General features: G+C 39.8%; 22 protein-coding genes and 1 riboswitch. Of the genes, 19 read left to right on the forward strand and 3 right to left on the reverse strand.

Annotated elements, in window-relative coordinates; translation table 11 throughout:
* Window positions 1-17: 17 nt before the first annotated feature.
* From mreC to tsf, 5 genes are all read left to right on the forward strand, one after another.
* Window positions 18-836, forward strand: a complete 819-nt coding sequence (gene mreC, locus L0P31_RS04845; RefSeq protein ID WP_238096010.1) for a rod shape-determining protein MreC — start codon at window positions 18-20, stop codon at window positions 834-836.
* Complete coding sequence (mreD, locus tag L0P31_RS04850) at window positions 836-1,330, forward strand: rod shape-determining protein MreD (RefSeq protein ID WP_033687609.1); 495 nt, start codon at window positions 836-838, stop codon at window positions 1,328-1,330. The genes mreC and mreD overlap by 1 nt, the downstream gene beginning before the upstream one ends.
* 93 nt (window positions 1,331-1,423) lie before the next feature.
* Complete coding sequence (pcsB, locus tag L0P31_RS04855; RefSeq protein ID WP_049499103.1) at window positions 1,424-2,671, forward strand: peptidoglycan hydrolase PcsB; 1,248 nt, start codon at window positions 1,424-1,426, stop codon at window positions 2,669-2,671.
* Window positions 2,672-2,896: 225 nt separating this feature from the next.
* Window positions 2,897-3,676: a 30S ribosomal protein S2 gene (gene rpsB, locus L0P31_RS04860; RefSeq protein WP_000268459.1), complete on the forward strand. Its 780-nt coding sequence runs from the start codon at window positions 2,897-2,899 to the stop codon at window positions 3,674-3,676.
* 78 nt (window positions 3,677-3,754) lie between these two features.
* Window positions 3,755-4,795, forward strand: a complete 1,041-nt coding sequence (gene tsf, locus L0P31_RS04865; RefSeq protein ID WP_049499106.1) for a translation elongation factor Ts — start codon at window positions 3,755-3,757, stop codon at window positions 4,793-4,795.
* Window positions 4,796-4,916: 121 nt separating this feature from the next.
* Here the strand turns inward: tsf and cysK are convergent, their stop codons facing one another.
* From cysK to L0P31_RS04880, 3 genes are all read right to left on the reverse strand, one after another.
* The gene (gene cysK / locus L0P31_RS04870; protein ID WP_000029880.1) at window positions 4,917-5,843 is read right to left on the reverse strand and encodes a cysteine synthase A; all 927 of its coding nucleotides are present in this window, start codon (window positions 5,841-5,843) and stop codon (window positions 4,917-4,919) included.
* 96 nt (window positions 5,844-5,939) lie between these two features.
* Complete coding sequence (locus L0P31_RS04875) at window positions 5,940-6,383, reverse strand: PH domain-containing protein (protein WP_000863906.1); 444 nt, start codon at window positions 6,381-6,383, stop codon at window positions 5,940-5,942.
* Window positions 6,384-6,398: 15 nt separating this feature from the next.
* Window positions 6,399-7,034 (reverse strand): YigZ family protein, encoded by a 636-nt coding sequence (locus L0P31_RS04880; RefSeq protein ID WP_000395748.1) that lies wholly within the window; start codon window positions 7,032-7,034, stop codon window positions 6,399-6,401.
* A 56-nt stretch (window positions 7,035-7,090) separates the two neighbouring features.
* On the opposite strand from L0P31_RS04880, the gene L0P31_RS04885 reads away from it, so the two are divergent.
* The 14 genes from L0P31_RS04885 to L0P31_RS04950 all read left to right on the forward strand — a co-directional run bounded on the left by L0P31_RS04885 (window position 7,091) and on the right by L0P31_RS04950 (window position 21,261).
* The gene (locus tag L0P31_RS04885; protein ID WP_238096013.1) at window positions 7,091-8,389 is read left to right on the forward strand and encodes an ATP-dependent helicase ComFA; all 1,299 of its coding nucleotides are present in this window, start codon (window positions 7,091-7,093) and stop codon (window positions 8,387-8,389) included.
* Window positions 8,386-9,048 (forward strand): ComF family protein, encoded by a 663-nt coding sequence (locus L0P31_RS04890; RefSeq protein ID WP_238096015.1) that lies wholly within the window; start codon window positions 8,386-8,388, stop codon window positions 9,046-9,048. The genes L0P31_RS04885 and L0P31_RS04890 overlap by 4 nt, the downstream gene beginning before the upstream one ends.
* Window positions 9,049-9,127: 79 nt before the next feature.
* On the forward strand, window positions 9,128-9,676 hold the full coding sequence (gene hpf, locus L0P31_RS04895; RefSeq protein WP_004255322.1) for a ribosome hibernation-promoting factor, HPF/YfiA family: 549 nt from the start codon (window positions 9,128-9,130) through the stop codon (window positions 9,674-9,676).
* A gap of 135 nt (window positions 9,677-9,811) precedes the next feature.
* On the forward strand, window positions 9,812-11,785 hold the full coding sequence (locus tag L0P31_RS04900) for a DHH family phosphoesterase (RefSeq protein WP_238096017.1): 1,974 nt from the start codon (window positions 9,812-9,814) through the stop codon (window positions 11,783-11,785).
* Entirely contained in the window at window positions 11,782-12,234 is a 453-nt protein-coding gene (gene rplI, locus L0P31_RS04905) for a 50S ribosomal protein L9 (protein WP_238096019.1), read from the forward strand. The genes L0P31_RS04900 and rplI overlap by 4 nt, the downstream gene beginning before the upstream one ends.
* A gap of 43 nt (window positions 12,235-12,277) precedes the next feature.
* Complete coding sequence (gene dnaB / locus L0P31_RS04910) at window positions 12,278-13,630, forward strand: replicative DNA helicase (protein ID WP_004255325.1); 1,353 nt, start codon at window positions 12,278-12,280, stop codon at window positions 13,628-13,630.
* A 1-nt stretch (window position 13,631) separates the two neighbouring features.
* Window positions 13,632-13,898: a Veg family protein gene (locus L0P31_RS04915; protein ID WP_001278169.1), complete on the forward strand. Its 267-nt coding sequence runs from the start codon at window positions 13,632-13,634 to the stop codon at window positions 13,896-13,898.
* A gap of 194 nt (window positions 13,899-14,092) precedes the next feature.
* The gene (gene cbpD, locus L0P31_RS04920) at window positions 14,093-15,211 is read left to right on the forward strand and encodes a choline binding-anchored murein hydrolase CbpD (RefSeq protein WP_238096021.1); all 1,119 of its coding nucleotides are present in this window, start codon (window positions 14,093-14,095) and stop codon (window positions 15,209-15,211) included.
* A gap of 82 nt (window positions 15,212-15,293) precedes the next feature.
* Window positions 15,294-15,396: riboswitch (TPP riboswitch) on the forward strand.
* A 69-nt stretch (window positions 15,397-15,465) separates the two neighbouring features.
* A complete protein-coding gene (locus L0P31_RS04925; RefSeq protein WP_238096023.1) occupies window positions 15,466-15,756 on the forward strand; it encodes a thiamine-binding protein in 291 nt (96 codons plus the stop codon).
* A complete protein-coding gene (locus L0P31_RS04930; protein WP_238096025.1) occupies window positions 15,719-16,477 on the forward strand; it encodes an ABC transporter permease in 759 nt (252 codons plus the stop codon). The genes L0P31_RS04925 and L0P31_RS04930 overlap by 38 nt, the downstream gene beginning before the upstream one ends.
* Before the next feature lie 37 nt (window positions 16,478-16,514).
* Window positions 16,515-17,522 carry an ABC transporter substrate-binding protein gene (locus L0P31_RS04935; protein WP_004261900.1) on the forward strand — a complete coding sequence of 336 codons (1,008 nt, stop codon included), beginning with the start codon at window positions 16,515-16,517 and terminating at the stop codon, window positions 17,520-17,522.
* The gene (locus L0P31_RS04940) at window positions 17,522-18,250 is read left to right on the forward strand and encodes an ABC transporter ATP-binding protein (protein WP_020902628.1); all 729 of its coding nucleotides are present in this window, start codon (window positions 17,522-17,524) and stop codon (window positions 18,248-18,250) included. Before L0P31_RS04935 ends, L0P31_RS04940 begins: the two co-directional genes overlap by 1 nt.
* 118 nt (window positions 18,251-18,368) lie before the next feature.
* Window positions 18,369-18,827 carry a CtsR family transcriptional regulator gene (locus L0P31_RS04945; protein WP_023947296.1) on the forward strand — a complete coding sequence of 153 codons (459 nt, stop codon included), beginning with the start codon at window positions 18,369-18,371 and terminating at the stop codon, window positions 18,825-18,827.
* A 1-nt stretch (window position 18,828) separates the two neighbouring features.
* A complete protein-coding gene (locus L0P31_RS04950; protein ID WP_238096027.1) occupies window positions 18,829-21,261 on the forward strand; it encodes an ATP-dependent Clp protease ATP-binding subunit in 2,433 nt (810 codons plus the stop codon).
* Window positions 21,262-21,277 lie beyond the last annotated feature (16 nt).

The raw sequence follows: 21,277 nt of genomic DNA on the forward strand, positions 1-21,277 counted from the left end.
GATATAAAGGTAGGGATATGAACCGTTTTAAAAAATCAAAATATGTCATTATTGTTTTTGTCACTGTTCTGCTTGTGTCAGCTCTCTTAGCGACGACTTATTCAAGTACAGTTGTGACAAAATTAGGAGATGGAATCTCAGTGGTTGATAGGGTTGTGCAAAAACCTTTTCAGTGGTTTGATTCTGTTAAATCAGATTTGGCTCATTTGACACGCACTTATAATGAAAATGAAAGTTTGAAGAAACAGATTTACCAATTAGAAGTTAAATCAAATGAGGCGGAAAGTTTAAAGATGGAAAATGAACAACTGCGCCAATTGCTTGATATGAAGTCCAAATTGCAAGCTACAAAGACTTTGGCAGCAGATGTTATTATGCGTTCTCCAGTATCTTGGAAGCAGGAGTTGACCTTAGATGCAGGCAAATCAAAAGGGGCTTCTGAGAATATGTTAGCAATTGCAAATGGTGGCTTGATTGGGAGTGTCTCAAAAGTAGAGGAGAACTCTACCATGGTCAACCTTCTGACAAATACGGAAAATGCTGATAAGATTTCTGTTAAAATTCAACATGGTTCTACTACAATTTATGGGATTATCGTTGGCTATGACAAGGAAAATGAAGTTCTAAAAATTAGTCAATTAAATAGTAGTAGCGATATTAGTGCGGGAGATAAGGTGATCACTGGTGGATTAGGAAACTTTAACGTTGCTGATATTCCTGTTGGTGAAGTGGTTGCCACAACGCATAGTACGGACTATTTGACACGAGAAGTAACTGTTAAATTGAGTGCAGATACTCATAATGTGAGTGTGATAGAATTAGTGGGGAATTCATAATGAGACAGTTGAAGCGAGTTGGAGTATTTTTATTGCTTCCTTTCTTTGTTCTAATTGATGCCCATATTAGTCAGCTTTTGGGCTCATTATTTCCCCATGTACAGTTGGCTAGTCATTTTCTATTTTTGTTTCTCTTATTTGAGACGATTGAAGTATCAGAGTACTTCTACTTAGCTTATTGTTTTGTAGTGGGTTTGGTCTATGACATCTACTTTTTCCACTTGATAGGGATTGCGACTTTGTTATTCGTCTTATTGGGGGCATTTCTCCATAAATTTAATAGCGTTATTTTATTGAATCGTTGGACGAGAATGTTGGCAATTATTGTCATGACTTTTCTATTTGAGATGGGAGCTTATATACTTGCAATAGTGGTAGGTTTAACTGTGGATAGTATGTCTTTATTTATAGTCTATAGTTTAGTACCATCAATGATTTTGAACCTTATGTGGATGATTATCTTTCAGTTTATTTTTGAAAAATTTTATCTATAAGAAAGAAATAAAAATGTAACAAAGGCGTAATATTCATTAGGCCTTTTTTTGGTATACTAGTAATGTCTTTAAAAGAAGGAGTATCTACGTAATATGAAGAAAAAAATCTTAGCGTCACTTTTATTAAGTACAGTAATGGTTTCTCAAGTAGCTGTTTTAACAACTGCGCATGCAGAAACTACTGATGACAAAATTGCTGCTCAAGATAATAAAATTAGTAACTTAACAGCACAACAACAAGAAGCACAAAAACAAGTTGATCAAGTTCAGGAGCAAGTATCTGCTATTCAAACAGAGCAATCAAACTTGCAATCTGAAAATGATAGACTACAAGCAGAATCTAAAAAGCTTGAGGGTGAAATTACAGAACTTTCTAAGAATATTGTATCTCGCAATGATTCATTACAAAAACAAGCTCGTAGTGCTCAAACAAATGGAGCTGCAACAAATTACATCAATACAATTGTAAACTCAAAATCAATTACAGAAGCTATTTCACGTGTTGCTGCAATGAGTGAAATCGTATCTGCAAACAACAAGATGTTGGAACAACAAAAAGCAGATAAAAAAGCTATTTCTGAAAAACAAGTAGCAAACAATGATGCAATTAATACAGTTATTGCAAATCAGCAAAAACTAGCTGATGATGCTCAATCATTAACTACAAAACAAGCTGAGTTGAAAGCTGCAGAATTGAATCTTGCTGCTGAAAAGGCTACTGCAGAGGATGAAAAAGCAAGTTTACTTGAGAAAAAAGCTGCAGCAGAAGCAGAAGCTAAAGCAGCTGCAGAAGCAGAAGCAGCTTATAAAGCTAAACAAGCAAGTCAACAACAAACAGTAGTTGCTTCTGGAAATACAACTTTTACAGCACAGGTTCAAGCAGTATCTACTACTTCTTCATCAAGTTCATCTGAGTCAAGTTCGTCTGAATCATCTTCAAGCAGTGCTTCAACAGAATCAACAAGCTACACTCCTGCTCCAGTGACACATCGTCCAACATATAGTACAAATGCTTCAAGTTATCCAACTGGTGAGTGTACATGGGGAGCTAAAACATTGGCGCCTTGGGCTGGAGATTACTGGGGTAATGGAGCACAGTGGGCTACAAGTGCAGCTGCAGCAGGATTCCGTACAGGATCTACACCTCAAGTTGGTGCCATTGCATGTTGGAATGATGGTGGATATGGACACGTAGCCGTGGTTACAGCTGTTTCATCATCAACAAGTATCCAAGTATCTGAATCAAACTATGGTGGAAACCGTACAATCGGAAATAAACGTGGATGGTTCAATCCTACTACGACTTCAGAAGGTTTTGTAACATATATCTATCCAAACTAATGAATAAAACGAAGAGGCTCGATTTGAGTCTCTTTTATGATTCATATAGTTACCTTACTTTAAAAATCTGCTAAAATCACTTGAAAATATTGAAAAAGTATGGTAAAATGAAACTTGTCGTGTGAACGATAATACTCATTCTTGATGAATTGTGAAACAGTTGCCTTTGGGTCGTTTTGCGAGTTGAAGTCAAGAAGAGGAAAAAAACAAAAAGGAGAAATACTCATGGCAGTAATTTCAATGAAACAACTTCTTGAGGCTGGTGTACACTTTGGTCACCAAACTCGTCGCTGGAACCCTAAGATGGCTAAGTACATCTTCACTGAGCGTAACGGAATCCACGTTATCGACTTGCAACAAACTGTAAAATACGCTGACCAAGCTTACGATTTCATGCGTGATGCAGCAGCTAACGATGCAGTTGTATTGTTTGTTGGTACTAAGAAACAAGCAGCTGATGCAGTTGCTGAAGAAGCAGTACGTTCAGGTCAATACTTCATCAACCACCGTTGGTTGGGTGGAACTCTTACAAACTGGGGAACAATCCAAAAACGTATCGCTCGTTTGAAAGAAATCAAACGTATGGAAGAAGATGGAACTTTCGAAGTTCTTCCTAAGAAAGAAGTTGCACTTCTTAACAAACAACGTGCACGTCTTGAAAAATTCTTGGGTGGTATCGAAGATATGCCTCGTATCCCAGATGTTATGTACGTAGTTGACCCACATAAAGAGCAAATTGCTGTTAAAGAAGCTAAGAAATTGGGAATCCCAGTTGTAGCCATGGTTGACACAAACACTGATCCAGATGATATCGATGTAATCATTCCAGCTAACGATGATGCTATCCGCGCTGTTAAATTGATCACAGCTAAATTGGCTGACGCTATCATCGAAGGACGTCAAGGTGAAGATGCAGCAGCAGTTGAAGCAGAATTTGCAGCTTCAGAAGCTCAAGCAGATTCAATTGAAGAAATCGTTGAAGTTGTAGAAGGCGACAACGCTTAATTCATATAATTAGTAATTACCTAGGAGGGCGGGGCTTAGCCCGGCTCTCCTATTTTTAAAAAATATAGGAGAATCAAAATGGCAGAAATTACAGCTAAACTTGTAAAAGAGTTGCGTGAAAAATCTGGTGCCGGAGTTATGGACGCTAAAAAAGCGCTTGTAGAAACAGACGGTGACATCGAAAAAGCGATTGAATTGCTTCGTGAAAAAGGTATGGCTAAGGCAGCTAAGAAAGCTGACCGTGTTGCTGCAGAAGGTTTGACTGGTGTTTATGTTAACGGTAATGTTGCAGCAGTTATTGAAGTAAACGCTGAAACTGACTTCGTTGCGAAAAATGCTCAATTCGTTGAATTGGTAAATACTACAGCTAAAGTTATTGCTGAAGGAAAACCTGCTAACAATGAAGAAGCTCTTGCTTTGACAATGCCTTCAGGTGAAACTCTTGAATCTGCATACGTATCTGCAACAGCAACTATCGGAGAAAAAATCTCATTCCGTCGCTTTGCATTGATTGAAAAAACAGACGCACAACACTTTGGAGCATACCAACATAACGGTGGACGTATCGGTGTTATTTCAGTTGTTGAAGGTGGAGACGAAGCACTTGCTAAACAATTGTCAATGCACATCGCAGCGATGAAACCAACAGTTCTTTCTTACAAAGAATTGGATGAGCAATTCGTTAAAGATGAGTTGGCACAATTGAACCACGTTATCGACCAAGATAACGAAAGCCGTGCAATGGTTAACAAACCAGCTCTTCCACACTTGAAGTATGGATCAAAATCTCAATTGACTGATGAAGTGATTGCTCAAGCTGAAGCTGACATCAAAGCTGAGTTGGCTGCAGAAGGTAAACCAGAAAAAATCTGGGACAAAATCATCCCAGGTAAAATGGATCGCTTCATGCTTGACAACACTAAAGTTGACCAAGCTTACACACTTCTTGCACAAGTATACATCATGGATGACAGCAAGACAGTTGAAGCATACCTTGAATCAGTTAACGCTTCAGTAGTTGAGTTCGCTCGCTTTGAAGTTGGTGAAGGTATCGAGAAAGCTGCAAACGACTTTGAAGCTGAAGTTGCAGCTACAATGGCAGCAGCCTTGAATAACTAATAATAAAAAGGAAGCCAAATTGCTTCCTTTTTTCTATGCAGTCGATTTTTATAGGGAGATGTTCCTATTTTTAAGGTATAAATAAAAAGCCCTATAATAAGGGCTAAGTGTATTTAGGAGACTACACTTCAAATTCATAGAGTGCTGTAGAGAGATAACGTTCACCGTTATCTGGTGCTAGAGCAAGAACTTTTTTACCTGTACCTAATTTCTTGGCAACCTCGATGGCTCCGTAGATAGCTGCAGCTGAAGAAATACCAACAAGGAATCCTTCTTTTCCACCAATCTCACGGCCGAGTGCTAGTGCATCGTCTGATGTTACACGAACAATACCATCATAGGCATTTGTATCAAGTGTATCAGGAATAAATCCAGCTGAGATACCTTGAATTTTGTGTGGTCCAGGTTTTTCACCAGATAGAATAGCAGATTCGTCTGCCTCTACTGCAAAAACTTGAATGTTAGAATTTGCTGATTTGAGTGCATGAGAAACACCAGAAATCGTTCCACCGGTACCCACTCCAGCAACAAAGGCATCTAGTCCATCTTTACCGAAAGCAGCTAGTATTTCAGCTCCTGTTGTTCTTTCGTGTACTTCTGGATTAGCTGGATTGTCAAATTGAAGAGGAAGGAAACCATCACGTTCAGCAGCGATTTCTTGAGCTTTAGCAATAGCGCCTTTCATTCCCTCACTACCAGGAGTTAGGACGAGTTCAGCACCATAAGCTTGGATAATCTTACGTCGTTCTACACTCATAGTTTCAGGCATAACGATGACGACTTTATACCCTTTAGCAGCACCTACCCATGAAAGTCCAATACCAGTGTTTCCACTTGTTGCTTCAACAATTGTAGAACCTGGTTTCAGAATACCGTCTTGTTCAGCTTTTTCAATCATGCTAAGAGCAATACGATCTTTTACAGAAGAACCAGGGTTGAATGCTTCAAGCTTTACATAGACGTCCGCAGCCCCTTCTGGCACGATGTTGTTGAGTTTAACAATCGGAGTTTGACCGATTAATTCAGTAATGTTGTTATAAATAGACATATGAATACCTCTTTGTATAAGATATTTCTAGTATAACGCTATCTATACCATTTGTAAAATATAGAAATCCTATCGAAGTGATAGGATTTTTTTATATCACAGGTCTAAGCCGTTAATTTTCAAGCGATTGTGATAAGCTAATTCTAATAAATAGGTGTAAAGTGGAATGATATCCGTTTTCTTAGGGAATTCAAATTTATGAGCATTAAAATGCTCATTGTGTGCTTTTAGAAAGACATTTTCTAAATAAGTAATAGTAATTTCACTATCATCTATACCTGCTCCTGCAGTTTCCATTTCAACGTTAACAATGTTCATCAAAAAGATTGATTTAATAGACATCTTACGACCGGTAGCGCCTTGTTTATCTGTAAAGATAATACGGATATTTGTAAATATAATTGAGTCACGAATCAGTTTATATCCACTTTGAATTTCTTCATTTTCTAGTAGATATTGTCCATATTCTTTGATAAGAGTTTCTTTGTTTTGCTCGCTAAAGTTACCAGCGAGTCCTTGAATGAATTTACCAAATGCCATATTTTTCTCCTTTGTTTACACTAAGTTTACAGGAACTTCAACTTCTCGTAAACCTTGATCAGTTAAAGTGACTTTTCCATTAAAAAACTCTACAAGTGCAGCTTTAATAGTTTCTTTTTCTTCTTTATCAACATAAATCATCGTATCGACTTGATCTGTAAAGTTTGTATCCAGTTCCATGAGATTATATTCCTTAAGGAAGTTACTGTACTCTTGGTACTGAGCGTAAGACATTTGAATAGCAATGCCAGCCTGTTCCTTTATTTCAATGATGCCAATTTCTTTGACAGCTAAGGCAACACTGCCAGCGTAAGCACGAATCAATCCTCCAGCGCCTAGTTTAATGCCACCAAAGTAGCGTGTCACTACCACACAGACATTAGTAAGATTGTGATTTTCTAGTACCCCAAGCATGGGAACGCCAGCAGTCCCACTGGGCTCACCATCATCACTTGTCCGTTTGATTCCACTACGTTCCCCAATAATGAAGGCAGAGCAGTTATGAGTAGCTTTGTAGTGCTCTTTCTTGATGGCAGTAATGAAGTCACGAGCCTCTTCTTCGCTATAAACACGCTTGGCATGACAGATAAAGCGGGATTTTTTGATTTCTTCTTGGACTTGTCCGTCCTCTTTAATTGTTCTAAATTCCATGATTTAATTGTACTAAAAAATCATTTAAAGCGCTAGGTTTTTACGAATAAAGAAGTATGAAAGTAAATCCAAATTATCTCGGTCGCTTGTTTACTGAGAATGAATTAACAGAAGAGGAACGTCAGTTGGCGGAGAAACTTCCAGCAATGAGAAAGGAGAAAGGGAAACTTTTCTGTCAACGTTGTAATAGTACTATTCTAGAAGAATGGTATTTGCCCATCGGTACTTACTATTGTAGGGAGTGTTTACTGATGAAGCGAGTCAGGAGTGATCAATCTTTATACTATTTCCCACAGGAGGATTTTCCGAAGCAAGATGTTCTTAAATGGCGTGGTCAATTAACCCCTTTTCAAGATAAGGTATCACAGGGACTGCTTCAAGCGGTAGACAAGCAAGAGCCAAGCTTGGTTCACGCTGTAACAGGAGCTGGAAAGACAGAAATGATTTATCAAGTAGTAGCTAAAGTGATCAATGCGGGTGGTGCAGTGTGTTTGGCCAGTCCTCGCATAGATGTTTGTTTGGAGCTGTACAAGCGCCTGCAAGATGATTTTGCTTGCAAGATATCTTTACTACACGGAGAATCAGAGCCGTATTTTCGAACACCACTAGTTGTTGCGACGACCCATCAGTTATTGAAGTTTTATCAAGCTTTTGATTTGCTGATAGTGGATGAAGTAGATGCCTTTCCTTATGTTGACAATCCCACGCTTTACCATGCTGTCAAGAATAGTGTAAAGGAGAATGGCTTGAGAATCTTTTTAACAGCAACTTCTACCGATGAGTTAGATAGGAAGGTTCGCATAGGAGAACTAAAACGATTGAGCTTGCCAAGACGATTTCATGGAAATCCGTTGATTATTCCTAAACCTGTCTGGTTATCCGATTTTAATCGCTATTTAGAGAAGAAGTGTTTATCGCCAAAGCTAAAGTCTTATATTGAGAAGCAGAGAAAGACAGCTTATCCGTTACTCATTTTTGCTTCAGAGATTAAGAAAGGGGAACAGTTAAAAGAAATCATACAGGAGCAATTTCCAAATGAGAAAATTGGCTTTGTATCTTCTATCACAGAAAATCGATTAGAGCAGGTACAAGCTTTTCGAAATAGAGAACTGACAATACTTATCAGTACGACGATATTGGAGCGTGGAGTTACCTTCCCTTGTGTGGACGTTTTCGTAGTGGAGGCCAATCATCGTCTGTTTACCAAGTCTAGTTTAATACAGATTGGAGGACGTGTCGGTCGGAGTATGGACAGACCGACAGGAGATTTGCTTTTCTTCCATGACGGGTTAAATACTTCAATCAAAAAGGCAATTAGGGAAATTCAACAGATGAATAAGGAGGCGGGGCTATGAAGTGCTTATTATGTGGGCAGACTATGAAGGCTGTTTTAACTTTCAGTAGTCTCTTAATTCTGAGGAATGATGTCTCCTGTCTTTGTTTAGATTGTGATTCTACTTTTGAGAGGATTGGAGAAGAGAAATGTCCAAACTGTATGAAAACAGGTTTGTCAACGAAGTGTCAAGATTGTCAATTTTGGTGTAAAGAAGGAGTTGAGGTCAGTCATAGAGCGATTTTTACTTACAATCAAGCTATGAAGGATTTTTTCAGTCGGTATAAGTTTGATGGAGACTTCCTTTTAAGAAAAGTTTTTGCTTCAGTTTTAAGTGAGGAGTTAAAAAAGTACAAAGAGTATCAATTTGTTGTCATTCCTCTAAGTCGTGATAGATATGCTGATAGAGGATTTAATCAGGTTGAAAGTTTAGTTGATGCAGCAGGCTTTGCGTATCTGGATTTATTAGAAAAGAGAGAAGAGCGGGCCAGTTCTTCTAAAAGTCGCTCAGAGCGTTTGGAGACAGAATTTCCTTTCTTTATTAAAAGTGGAGTCACTATTCCTAAAAAAATCCTACTTATAGATGACATTTATACTACTGGAACAACTATAAATCGTGTGAAGAAGCTGTTGGAAGAAGCGGGTGCTGAAGATGTAAAAACATTTTCCCTTGTAAGATGAGGAAAAAATTTGCAAAAATAAAATGAAAGCGTTATAATGAAATCAGAAAAACAAAAATGTTTAGAAAGAAGGTACTCATATGATTAAATATAGTATCCGTGGTGAAAACCTAGAAGTAACAGAAGCAATTCGTGATTATGTAGTTTCTAAACTCGAAAAGATCGAAAAGTATTTTCAAGCTGAACAAGAGTTGGATGCTCGAGTAAACTTGAAGGTGTATCGTGAAAAAACGGCTAAAGTGGAGGTGACGATTCCGCTTGGTTCAATTACTCTTCGTGCAGAAGATGTGTCTCAAGATATGTATGGTTCAATTGACCTTGTAACCGATAAAATTGAACGTCAGATTCGTAAAAATAAAACAAAAATCGAGCGTAAAAATAAAAACAAGGTAGCAACTAGTCAATTATTTACAGATGCTTTGGTGGAAGATACAAATGTTGTCCAATCTAGAGTTGTTCGTTCAAAACAAATTGATTTAAAACCAATGGATTTGGAAGAAGCTATTCTACAGATGGATTTGTTGGGACATGATTTCTTTATCTATGTGGATGTTGAAGATCAGACAACCAATGTGATTTATCGTCGTGAAGATGGCGAGATTGGCTTGTTAGAAGTTAAAGAATCTTAATTTCAATATGTGTAAAGGAAGGTTTACTAAATTGTAAACCTCCTTTTTCTTATAATTGATAGAATTACTGATTACACTTTTAAAAAGTCGCTTTTTGGTGGTTATTATGGTATAATGGGTGCCAAGAGGTTTGGAATGAAAAAATTTTATGTAAGTCCTATTTTCCCCTTAATATTAGGAATAGTGGCGTTCGGAGTGCTATCTGTGCAACTTGTTTTTGTAACGAATACACTGGTAACGCTATTTCTTTTGCTACTTATTTTGGGTTCATATATTTTACTATTCATCCATCAGAGAGACTACTACTCAAAGAGTGAAGTAGAACAAATCCAGTATGTAAACCACCAAGCTGAAGATAGTTTGACAACCTTGTTAGAACAGATGCCTGTCGGAGTTATTAAATTAGACTTGTCGTCAGGTGAAGTTGAATGGTTTAATCCTTATGCTGAATTGATTTTGACTAATGAAGTGGGCGAAATTGATGTGGCATTAATTCAAACAATTATCAAGGCTTCTGTGGGGAATCCAGGTTCTTATGCCACCTTGGGTGAGACCCGCTATTCGGTTCATATGGACAAGGTGTCTGGAGTTCTTTACTTCTTTGATGTGTCTGGAGAATACGAAGCGACTGTTGAGTTAGTAACGAGTCGACCTGTGATTGGGATTGTTTCTGTTGACAACTACGATGACTTAGAAGATGAAACATCAGAGTCTGATATCAGTCATATTAATAGTTTTGTAGCCAATTTTGTTTCAGAATTCGCTGGAAAACATGCCATGTTCTCCCGTCGAGTAAGTATGGATCGCTTTTATCTATTTACGGACTACACGGTGCTTGAGGGATTGATGAACGATAAATTTTCTGTTATTGATTCTTTCAGAGAAGAGTCGAAACAGAGACAGTTGCCCTTGACCTTAAGTATGGGATTTTCTTATGGTGATGGAAATCATGATGAAATAGGGAAAGTTGCTTTGCTCAATTTGAACTTGGCTGAAGTGCGTGGTGGCGACCAAGTGGTTGTCAAGGAAAACAACGAAACGAAAAATCCAGTTTATTTTGGTGGTGGATCTGCTGCCTCAATCAAACGTACACGGACCCGTACGCGTGCTATGATGACGGCTATTTCAGATAAGATTCGTAGTGTGGATCAGGTTTTTGTAGTTGGTCACAAAAATCTAGATATGGATGCTCTTGGCTCTGCTGTAGGTATGCAGTTGTTTGCCAGCAATGTGACTCAAAATAGCTATGCTATTTATGATGAAGAACAAATGTCGCCGGATATTGAACGAGCTGTTTCATTCTTAGAAAAAGAAGGAGTTACAAAGTTGTTGTCTGTTAAGGACGCAATGGGGATGGTGACTAATCGTTCTTTGTTGATTCTTGTAGACCATTCAAAGACAGCTTTAACTTTATCAAAAGATTTTTATGATTTATTTACCCAAACCATCGTTATCGACCACCACAGACGGGATCAGGATTTTCCAGATAATGCGGTTATTACTTATATCGAAAGTGGTGCAAGTAGTGCTAGTGAGTTGGTAACGGAATTGATTCAGTTCCAGAATTCTAAGAAAAATCGTTTGAGTCGTATGCAAGCAAGCGTCTTGATGGCTGGTATGATGTTGGATACTAAAAATTTCACCTCGCGAGTGACTAGTCGGACATTTGATGTTGCTAGCTATCTCAGAACGCGCGGAAGTGATAGCATTGCTATCCAAGAAATCGCTGCGACAGATTTTGAAGAATATCGTGAGGTCAATGAACTGATTTTACAAGGGCGTAAATTAGGTTCAGATGTATTGATAGCAGAGGCTACGGACTCGAAATGCTACGATACAGTTGTTATTAGTAAGGCAGCAGATGCCATGTTAGCTATGTCAGGCATTGAAGCGAGTTTTGTTCTTGCGAAGAATACACAAGGATTTATCTCTATCTCAGCTCGAAGTCGTAGTAAAATGAATGTACAACGGATTATGGAAGAGTTAGGAGGTGGAGGCCACTTTAATTTAGCTGCAGCTCAAATTAAAGATTTAACCTTGTCAGAAGCAGGTGAAAAACTGACAGAAATTGTATTAAATGAAATAAAGGAAAAGGAGAAAGAAGAATGAAAGTAATCTTTTTAGCAGATGTTAAAGGAAAAGGTAAAAAAGGCGAAATTAAGGAAGTACCAACAGGGTATGCACAAAACTTTCTTATCAAAAAAAATCTAGCCAAAGAAGCGACTGCTCAAGCGGTAGGTGAGCTTCGTGGTAAACAAAAATCTGAAGAAAAAGCTCACGCTGAGATGATTGCAGAAGCAAAAGCAATTAAAGGCCAACTTGAAGCAGAAGAAACTGTTGTAGAATTCGTTGAAAAAGTTGGTCCAGATGGCCGTACCTTTGGTTCTATTACGAATAAGAAAATTGCAGAAGAATTGCAAAAGCAATTTGGAATTAAGATTGATAAGCGTCATATTCAAGTACAAGCTCCGATTCGAGCAGTTGGTTTGATCGATGTACCAGTGAAAATCTATCAAGATATCACAGGTGTGATCAATCTTCGTGTGAAAGAAGGGTAAATTTACACTTTCTTGACAAGATTGTAAAAGGAAGGGAAGTCTGATGGCAGAAGTAGAAGAGTTACGAGTACAACCTCAAGATATCTTAGCTGAGCAATCCGTTTTAGGGGCTATCTTTATTGACGAGAGTAAGCTTGTTTTTGTGCGAGAATATATTGAGTCTCGGGACTTTTTTAAGTATGCCCATCGTTTGATTTTCCAAGCTATGGTCGATTTATCCGATCGTGGCGATGCTATAGATGCAACAACGGTTCGTACCATTCTTGATAATCAAGGTGATTTACAGAATATTGGTGGCTTGTCTTACCTGGTTGAGATTGTCAATTCTGTGCCAACTTCTGCTAATGCGGAGTATTATGCTAAGATTGTTGCAGAGAAGGCCATGCTACGTCGATTAATCTCCAAGTTGACAGAGTCTGTCAATCAAGCTTACGAGGCTTCGCAACCAGCTGATGAAATCATTGCTCAGGCAGAAAAAGGCCTGATTGATGTCAGCGAAAATGCTAATCGAAGTGGATTTAAGAACATTCGAGATGTGTTGAATATCAACTTTGGAAATCTGGAAACTCGCTCGCAACAAACGACCGATATTACAGGTATTGCGACAGGCTATCGTGACTTGGATCATATGACGACTGGACTTCATGAGGAGGAGTTGATTATCCTAGCAGCCCGTCCAGCGGTTGGTAAGACAGCCTTTGCATTGAATATTGCTCAGAATATTGGGACTAAGTTGGACAAAACGGTTGCTATTTTTTCACTCGAAATGGGTGCGGAAAGTCTAGTGGACCGTATGTTGGCGGCAGAAGGCTTGGTGGAATCGCATTCTATCCGTACGGGTCAATTGACTGATGAGGAGTGGCAAAAATATACCATTGCTCAAGGGAACCTAGCTAATGCAAGTATCTATATCGATGATACGCCAGGGATTCGGATTACAGAGATTCGTTCTCGTTCTCGTAAACTGGCTCAAGAAACTGGAAATCTTGGTTTGATTTTAATAGACTATTTGCAGCTTATCACGGGAACTGGTCGGGAAAATCGTCAACAAGAGGTTTCAGAAATTTCACGTCAGTTGAAAATTTTAGCTAAGGAACTGAAGGTTCCAGTAATCGCTCTAAGTCAGCTTTCTCGTGGTGTAGAACAACGCCAGGATAAGAGACCGGTCTTGTCTGATATTCGTGAATCTGGTTCTATTGAGCAGGACGCTGATATCGTAGCCTTTCTTTATCGCGACGACTACTATGAGCGTGGTGGTGAAGAAGAGGAAGGCATACCAAACAATAAGGTAGAAGTTATTATAGAGAAAAACCGTAGTGGAGCTCGTGGAACGGTGGAATTAATTTTCCAAAAAGAATACAATAAATTTTCAAGTATCTCAAAGAGGGAGGCATAAGATGTCAGATGCATTTACAGATGTAGCCAAGATGAAAAAAATAAAAGAAGAAATCAAGGCACATGAGGGACAAGTCGTAGAAATGACTTTGGAGAATGGTCGTAAGCGCCAAAAAAATAGATTGGGTAAGCTAATTGAGGTTTATCCATCCCTATTTATCGTTGAATTTGGGAACGTTGAAGGAGATAAACAAGCTAATGTTTACGTTGAATCCTTTACTTACTCAGATATCCTTACAGAAAAGAATTTGATTCATTATCTTGACTAAAGTGAGAAATTTTCTCACTTTTTCTTTTTTTCTCCGAATAATTTAAGTGAAGGCAATCTTCGATTTATACTCTTCGAAAATCAAATTCAAACCACGTCAGCTTCGCCTTGCCATACTCAAGTATAGCCTGCGCCTAGCTTCCTAGTTTGATCTTTAATTTTCATTGAGTACTATATTATTTTCAAGGAGGAAGAATGAAAATTTCACCATTTACAGTAACAGAGACAGGGTTTTCTTTTAGAAAATCAGTTAAAAAGGTTGTTCCCTTTTTAGTAGTAGGATTGATGTTAGCAGCGGGTAATAGTGTATATGCCTATTCCGGAGGAAATGGATCGATTGCGCGTGGGGATGATTATCCTGCTCATTATAAAAATGGGAGCCAGGAGATTGATAAGTGGCGCATGTATTCTCGTCAGTGTACTTCTTTTGCAGCCTTTCGTTTGAGTAATGTCAATGGTTTTGAGATTCCGGCGGCTTATGGGAATGCGAATGAATGGGGCTATCGTGCTCGTCGTGAAGGCTATCGTGTCGATAATAGACCAGCGATTGGCTCCATTGCTTGGTCGACTGCAGGAACTTATGGTCATGTTGCTTGGGTGTCAAATGTAATAGGAGATGAGATTGAGATTGAAGAATACAATTATGGAATAAGGGAATCTTACAATAAGCGCGTCGTGAAGGCGAATACTATGACTGGCTTTATTCATTTTAAAGATTTAGCTGGTGGCAGTGTTGGGAATAGTCAATCTTCAGTTTCAACAGGAGGAACACATTATTTTAAGACTAAGGCTGCTATCAAAAATCAACCTCTAGCTAGCGCAACTGTGATTGATTATTATTATCCTGGGGAGAATGTTCATTATGATCAAATTCTCGAAAAAGATGGATACAAGTGGTTGAGTTATACGGCTTATAACGGAAGTCGTCGCTATATCCAGCTAGAGGGAGTGACTTCTTCACAGAATTATCAGAATCAATCAGGGAATAGCTCTAACTATGGATCCAATAACAGTTCAACTGTCGGTTGGAAGAAAATAAATGGTAGTTGGTACCATTTCAAATCAAATGGTTCTAAATCAACGGGATGGCTGAAAGATGGTTCTAGCTGGTATTATTTGAAATCATCTGGTGAAATGCAGACAGGATGGTTAAAGGAAAATGGTCTGTGGTATTATCTGGATAGTTCAGGGGCAATGAAAACAGGTTGGTACCAAGTCTCTGGTAAATGGTATTATTCTTACTCTTCAGGCGCATTAGCTGTCAATACAACGGTCGATGGCTACAGAGTAAACAGTGATGGAGAACGAATATAGAAAATGGGAGTAGGAAATTTTTCCTACTCTTTTCTGTAAGCAGTTTCCTTGACATTTTTTTTGTTTTGCGCTATCATATGTCCATATAATATATGGGAGTCTGTGTACAGTCTGAGAGGAAGTGTTAAACTTCGACCGCACCTGATCTGGGTAATGCCAGCGTAGGGAACGATACTTAGTCTAATTTTGCACCTTTTCCATGTATGGTAAAGGTTTTTCTTTTTGTTAAAGGAAAACGAGAAGAGGAGGTTGTTATGAAAGCAAGCATTGCCTTGCAAGTTTTACCCCTATCACAGGGGATTGATCGAATTGCTGTTATTGATCAGGTCATTGCTTATCTACAAGCTCAAGAAGTAACCATGGTGGTGACACCATTTGAAACGGTCTTGGAAGGGGAGTTTGATGAGCTCATGCGCATTCTAAAAGAAGCGCTGAAAGTGGCAGGTCAGGAGGCAGATAATGTTTTTGCCAATGTCAAAATAAATGTAGGAGAGATTTTAAGTATTGATGAGAAACTTGAAAAGTATACTGAGACGACACATTAGTCTATTGGGCTTTCTAGGAGTCTTGTCAATTTGGCAGTTAGCAGGTTTTCTTAAACTGCTCCCCAAGTTTATCCTGCCGACACCTCTTGAAATTCTCCAGTCCTTTGTTCGTGACAGAGAATTTCTCTGGCACCATAGCTGGGCGACCTTGAGAGTGGCTTTACTGGGGCTGGTTTTGGGAGTCTTGATTGCCTGTCTTATGGCGGTGCTTATGGACAGTCTCTCTTGGATCAATGATTTGATCTATCCCATGATGGTGGTTGTTCAGACCATTCCGACCATTGCAATAGCTCCTATCTTAGTCTTGTGGTTAGGTTATGGGATTTTGCCCAAGATAGTCTTGATTATCCTAACGACAACCTTCCCTATCATCGTTAGCATTTTGGACGGTTTTAGGCATTGTGACAAGGATATGCTGACCTTGTTTAGTCTAATGCGAGCGAGACCTTGGCAAATCCTGTGGCATTTTAAAATTCCAGTCAGCCTGCCCTACTTTTATGCAGGTCTGAGAGTTAGTGTTTCCTACGCCTTTATCACAACAGTGGTATCTGAGTGGTTGGGAGGCTTTGAAGGACTAGGTGTCTACATGATTCAGTCCAAGAAACTGTTTCAGTATGATACCATGTTTGCCATTATTATTCTGGTATCGATTATCAGCCTTCTCGGTATGAAGTTGGTCGATATTAGTGAAAAATATGTTATTAAATGGAAACGTTCGTAGAATAAGAAGGTTTCAAAAAAGAAAAGAGGAAATTAAAATGAAAAAAACATGGAAAGTGTTTTTAACTGTTTTAACAGCTCTTGTAGCTGTTGTGCTTGTGGCCTGTGGTCAAGGAACTGCTTCTAAGGATAATAAGGAAGCAGAACTCAAGAAGATTGACTTTATCCTAGACTGGACGCCAAATACCAACCACACAGGGCTTTATGTTGCTAAGGAAAAAGGTTATTTCAAAGAAGCTGGAGTGGATGTTGATTTGAAATTGCCACCAGAAGAAAGTTCTTCTGACTTGGTTATTAACGGTAAGGCACCATTTGCAGTCTATTTCCAAGACTATATGGCTAAAAAATTGGAAAAAGGAGCAGGAATTACTGCCGTTGCAGCTATTGTTGAACACAATACATCAGGAATCATCTCTCGTAAATCTGACAATGTAAGCAGTCCAAAGGACTTGGTTGGTAAAAAATACGGGACATGGAATGACCCAACTGAACTTGCTATGTTGAAAACCTTGGTAGAATCTCAAGGTGGAGACTTTGAGAAGGTTGAAAAAGTACCAAATAACGACTCAAACTCAATCACACCGATTGCCAATGGCGTCTTTGATACTGCTTGGATCTACTACGGTTGGGATGGTATCCTTGCTAAATCACAAGGTGTAGATGCTAACTTCATGTACTTGAAAGACTATGTCAAGGAGTTTGACTACTATTCACCAGTTATCATCGCAAACAACGACTACCTTAAAGACAACAAAGAAGAAGCTCGTAAAGTCATCCAAGCTATCAAAAAAGGCTACCAATATGCTATGGAGCATCCAGAGGAAGCAGCTGATATCCTCATCAAAAATGCACCTGAACTCAAGGAAAAACGTGACTTTGTCATCGAATCTCAAAAATACTTGTCAAAAGAATACGCAAGCGACAAGGAAAAATGGGGGCAATTTGATGCAGCTCGCTGGAATGCCTTCTACAAATGGGATAAAGAAAATGGTATCCTTAAAGAAGATTTGACAGACAAAGGCTTCACCAACGAATTTGTGAAATAATGACAGAAATTAGACTAGAACACGTCAGTTATGCCTATGGTCAGGAGAGGATTTTAGAGGACATCAATCTGAAAGTCACTTCAGGTGAAGTGGTTTCTATCCTAGGCCCAAGTGGTGTTGGTAAGACTACGCTTTTCAACTTAATTGCGGGGATTTTAGAAGTTCAGTCAGGGAGAATTGTCCTTGATGGTGAAGAAAATCCCAAGGGGCGCGTGAGTTATATGTTACAAAAGGATCTGCTCTTGGAGCACAAGACGGTGCTTGGTAATATCATTCTGCCCCTCTTGATTCAAAAGGTGGATAAGGCAGAAGCTATTGCTCGCGCAGATGAAATTCTTGCGACCTTCCAGTTGACAGCTGTAAGAGATAAATACCCTCATGAACTCAGTGGTGGGATGCGTCAGCGTGTAGCTTTACTCCGAACCTATCTTTTCGGGCACAAGCTCTTTCTCTTGGATGAGGCTTTTAGCGCCTTGGATGAGATGACCAAGATGGAACTCCACGCTTGGTACCTTGAGATTCACAAGCAGTTGCAGCTAACAACCTTGATCATCACGCATAGTATCGAGGAGGCCCTCAGTCTCAGCGACCGCATCTATATCTTGAAAAATCGTCCTGGGCAGATTGTTTCAGAAATTAAACTAGATTGGTCTGAAGATGAGGACAAAGAAGTCCAAAAGATTGCCTATAAACGTCAAATTTTGGTAGAATTAGGCTTAGATAAGTAGAAAAATAGGGAGTTGGTGAAGATTATCCTTTACCAGCGCCCTTTTTCTTTTAAAAATGAGAAAATTTCGGTATAATAGTCAAAGATAGTCAAGGTTTAAAGAGAGAGGTGGGTTTGTAATGAGATTTAAAAATACATCGGATCATATTGAGGCCTACATCAAGGCGATTTTAGATCAATCTGGTATTGTGGAGTTGCAACGGAGTCAGTTGGCAGATACTTTTCAGGTTGTTCCTAGTCAGATTAACTATGTGATCAAGACACGCTTTACGGAAAGTAGAGGCTACTTGGTTGAAAGTAAGCGTGGTGGCGGAGGCTATATTCGTATAGGACGGATTGAGTTTTCTAGTCATCATGAAATGCTCAGGGAGTTGCTTTACTCAATTGGCGAGCGGGTCAGTCAAGAAATTTATGAAGATATTCTGCAGCTTTTGTTTGAGCAGGAATTGATGACCAAGCAGGAGATGAACTTGCTGGTAGCAGTAGCTTTGGATCGCGTTCTAGGAGAAGAAGCTCCAGTTGTTCGTGCAAACATGCTAAGACAGGTCATACAAGAGGTAGATAGAAAAGGGAAGTAAGATGAACTATTCAAAAGCATTGAATGAATGTATCGAAAGTGCCTACATGGTTGCTGGCCATTTTGGAGCTCGTTACCTAGAGTCTTGGCACTTGTTGATTGCCATGTCCAATCACAGTTATAGTGTGGCAGGGGCAACTTTAAATGATTATCCATATGAGATGGACCGTTTAGAAGAGGTCGCTTTGGAACTGACTGAAACGGACTATAACCAGGATGAAATCTTTACGGAATTGCCGTTCTCCCATCGTTTGCAGGTTCTTTTTGATGAAGCAGAGTATGTAGCATCAGTGGTCCATGCTAAGATGCTAGGGACAGAGCATGTCCTCTATGCGATTTTGCATGATGGCAATGCCTTGGCGACTCGCATCTTGGAGAGAGCAGGCTTTTCTTATGAAGACAAGAAAGATCAGGTCAAGATTGCTGCCCTACGTCGAAATCTAGAAGAACGTGCAGGCTGGACTCGTGAAGACCTCAAGGCTCTACGCCAACGCCATCGTACAGTAGCTGACAAGCAAAATTCTATGGCTAATATGATGGGTATGCCCCAGACTCCGAGCGGAGGTCTCGAGGACTATACGCATGATTTGACAGAGCAAGCGCGTTCTGGCAAGTTAGAACCAGTCATCGGTCGGGACAAGGAAATCTCGCGTATGATTCAAATCTTGAGTCGGAAGACAAAGAATAATCCTGTCTTGGTTGGGGCTGCTGGTGTCGGAAAAACTGCTCTGGCGCTTGGTCTTGCCCAGCGAATTGCTAGTGGGGATGTGCCTACGGAAATGTCTAAGATGCGCGTGTTAGAGCTTGATTTGATGAATGTCGTGGCAGGGACACGTTTCCGTGGTGACTTTGAAGAGCGCATGAATAATATCATTAAGGATATTGAAGAAGATGGCCAAGTCATCCTCTTTATAGATGAACTTCACACTATCATGGGTTCTGGGAGCGGGATTGATTCGACTCTGGATGCGGCCAATATCTTGAAGCCAGCCTTGGCGCGTGGAACCTTGAGAACAGTTGGTGCGACCACTCAGGAAGAATATCAAAAACACATCGAAAAAGATGCGGCCCTTTCTCGTCGTTTCGCCAAAGTGATGATTGAAGAGCCAAGTGTGGCCGACAGTATGGCCATTTTGCAAGGTTTGAAGGTGACTTATGAGAAACATCACCGTGTGCAAATCACAGATGAAGCGGTTGAAACAGCGGTTAAGATGGCGCATCGTTACTTGACTAGTCGTCACTTGCCAGACTCTGCTATCGATCTTTTGGATGAGGCAGCAGCAACAGTGCAAAATAAGGCAAAGCATATAAAAGCAGACGATTCAGGTTTGAGTCCAGCTGACAAGGCCTTGATGGATGGCAAGTGGAAACAGGCAGCCCAGCTAATCGCAAAAGAAGAGGAAGTGCCTGTCTATAAAGACTTGGTGACAGAGTCTGATATTTTGACCACCTTGAGTCGCTTGTCAGGTATCCCCGTTCAAAAACTGACTCAGACTGATGCTAAGAAATACTTAAACTTGGAAGCTGAACTGCACAAACGTGTCATCGGTCAAGATCAAGCTGTTTCAAGTATTAGCCGTGCCATTCGCCGCAACCAGTCAGGGATTCGCAGTCATAAGCGTCCGATTGGTTCCTTTATGTTCCTAGGGCCTACAGGTGTCGGTAAGACCGAATTGGCCAAGGCTCTGGCAGAAGTTCTTTTTGATGACGAATCAGCCCTTATCCGCTTTGACATGAGTGAGTATATGGAGAAATTCGCAGCCAGTCGTCTCAACGGAGCTCCTCCGGGCTATGTGGGTTATGAAGAAGGTGGGGAGTTGACCGAGAAGGTTCGCAACAAACCATACTCTGTTCTCCTCTTTGATGAGGTAGAAAAAGCCCACCCAGACATCTTTAATGTCCTCTTGCAGGTCTTGGATGATGGTGTCTTGACCGATAGCAAGGGTCGCAAGGTTGACTTTTCAAATACCATTATTATCATGACGTCAAATCTTGGTGCGACAGCCCTTCGGGATGACAAGACTGTCGGATTTGGGGCTAAGGATATTCGTTTTGACCAGGAAAATATGGAAAAACGCATGTTTGAAGAGTTGAAAAAGGCTTATAGACCGGAATTCATCAATCGTATTGATGAAAAGGTGGTCTTCCATAGTCTGTCTAGCGACCATATGCAGGAAGTGGTGAAGATTATGGTCAAACCTTTAGTTGCAAGTTTGGCTGAACAAGGCATTGACTTGAAATTACAAGCTTCCGTACTGAAATTGTTGGCAAATCAAGGATATGACCCAGAGATGGGAGCTCGTCCACTTCGCAGAACCCTGCAAACAGAAGTTGAGGACAAGTTGGCAGAACTTCTTCTTAAGGGAGATTTGGTGGCAGGCAGCACACTTAAGATTGGTGTTAAAGCAGGCCAGTTAAAATTTGATATTGCATAAAAATGGAGAATCAGGA

It is taken from the genome of Streptococcus mitis, from assembly GCF_022137125.1.
Classification (GTDB): domain Bacteria; phylum Bacillota; class Bacilli; order Lactobacillales; family Streptococcaceae; genus Streptococcus; species Streptococcus mitis_CE.

Coding starts and splice junctions, on each gene's coding strand:
- mreC (WP_238096010.1), top strand. CDS start 18: ATGAACCGTTTTAAAAAATCAAAATATGTCATTATTGTTTTTGTCACT.
- mreD (WP_033687609.1), top strand. CDS start 836: ATGAGACAGTTGAAGCGAGTTGGAGTATTTTTATTGCTTCCTTTCTTT.
- pcsB (WP_049499103.1), top strand. CDS start 1,424: ATGAAGAAAAAAATCTTAGCGTCACTTTTATTAAGTACAGTAATGGTT.
- rpsB (WP_000268459.1), top strand. CDS start 2,897: ATGGCAGTAATTTCAATGAAACAACTTCTTGAGGCTGGTGTACACTTT.
- tsf (WP_049499106.1), top strand. CDS start 3,755: ATGGCAGAAATTACAGCTAAACTTGTAAAAGAGTTGCGTGAAAAATCT.
- cysK (WP_000029880.1), bottom strand. CDS start 5,843: ATGTCTATTTATAACAACATTACTGAATTAATCGGTCAAACTCCGATT.
- L0P31_RS04875 (WP_000863906.1), bottom strand. CDS start 6,383: ATGGCATTTGGTAAATTCATTCAAGGACTCGCTGGTAACTTTAGCGAG.
- L0P31_RS04880 (WP_000395748.1), bottom strand. CDS start 7,034: ATGGAATTTAGAACAATTAAAGAGGACGGACAAGTCCAAGAAGAAATC.
- L0P31_RS04885 (WP_238096013.1), top strand. CDS start 7,091: ATGAAAGTAAATCCAAATTATCTCGGTCGCTTGTTTACTGAGAATGAA.
- L0P31_RS04890 (WP_238096015.1), top strand. CDS start 8,386: ATGAAGTGCTTATTATGTGGGCAGACTATGAAGGCTGTTTTAACTTTC.
- hpf (WP_004255322.1), top strand. CDS start 9,128: ATGATTAAATATAGTATCCGTGGTGAAAACCTAGAAGTAACAGAAGCA.
- L0P31_RS04900 (WP_238096017.1), top strand. CDS start 9,812: ATGAAAAAATTTTATGTAAGTCCTATTTTCCCCTTAATATTAGGAATA.
- rplI (WP_238096019.1), top strand. CDS start 11,782: ATGAAAGTAATCTTTTTAGCAGATGTTAAAGGAAAAGGTAAAAAAGGC.
- dnaB (WP_004255325.1), top strand. CDS start 12,278: ATGGCAGAAGTAGAAGAGTTACGAGTACAACCTCAAGATATCTTAGCT.
- L0P31_RS04915 (WP_001278169.1), top strand. CDS start 13,632: ATGTCAGATGCATTTACAGATGTAGCCAAGATGAAAAAAATAAAAGAA.
- cbpD (WP_238096021.1), top strand. CDS start 14,093: ATGAAAATTTCACCATTTACAGTAACAGAGACAGGGTTTTCTTTTAGA.
- L0P31_RS04925 (WP_238096023.1), top strand. CDS start 15,466: ATGAAAGCAAGCATTGCCTTGCAAGTTTTACCCCTATCACAGGGGATT.
- L0P31_RS04930 (WP_238096025.1), top strand. CDS start 15,719: ATGAGAAACTTGAAAAGTATACTGAGACGACACATTAGTCTATTGGGC.
- L0P31_RS04935 (WP_004261900.1), top strand. CDS start 16,515: ATGAAAAAAACATGGAAAGTGTTTTTAACTGTTTTAACAGCTCTTGTA.
- L0P31_RS04940 (WP_020902628.1), top strand. CDS start 17,522: ATGACAGAAATTAGACTAGAACACGTCAGTTATGCCTATGGTCAGGAG.
- L0P31_RS04945 (WP_023947296.1), top strand. CDS start 18,369: ATGAGATTTAAAAATACATCGGATCATATTGAGGCCTACATCAAGGCG.
- L0P31_RS04950 (WP_238096027.1), top strand. CDS start 18,829: ATGAACTATTCAAAAGCATTGAATGAATGTATCGAAAGTGCCTACATG.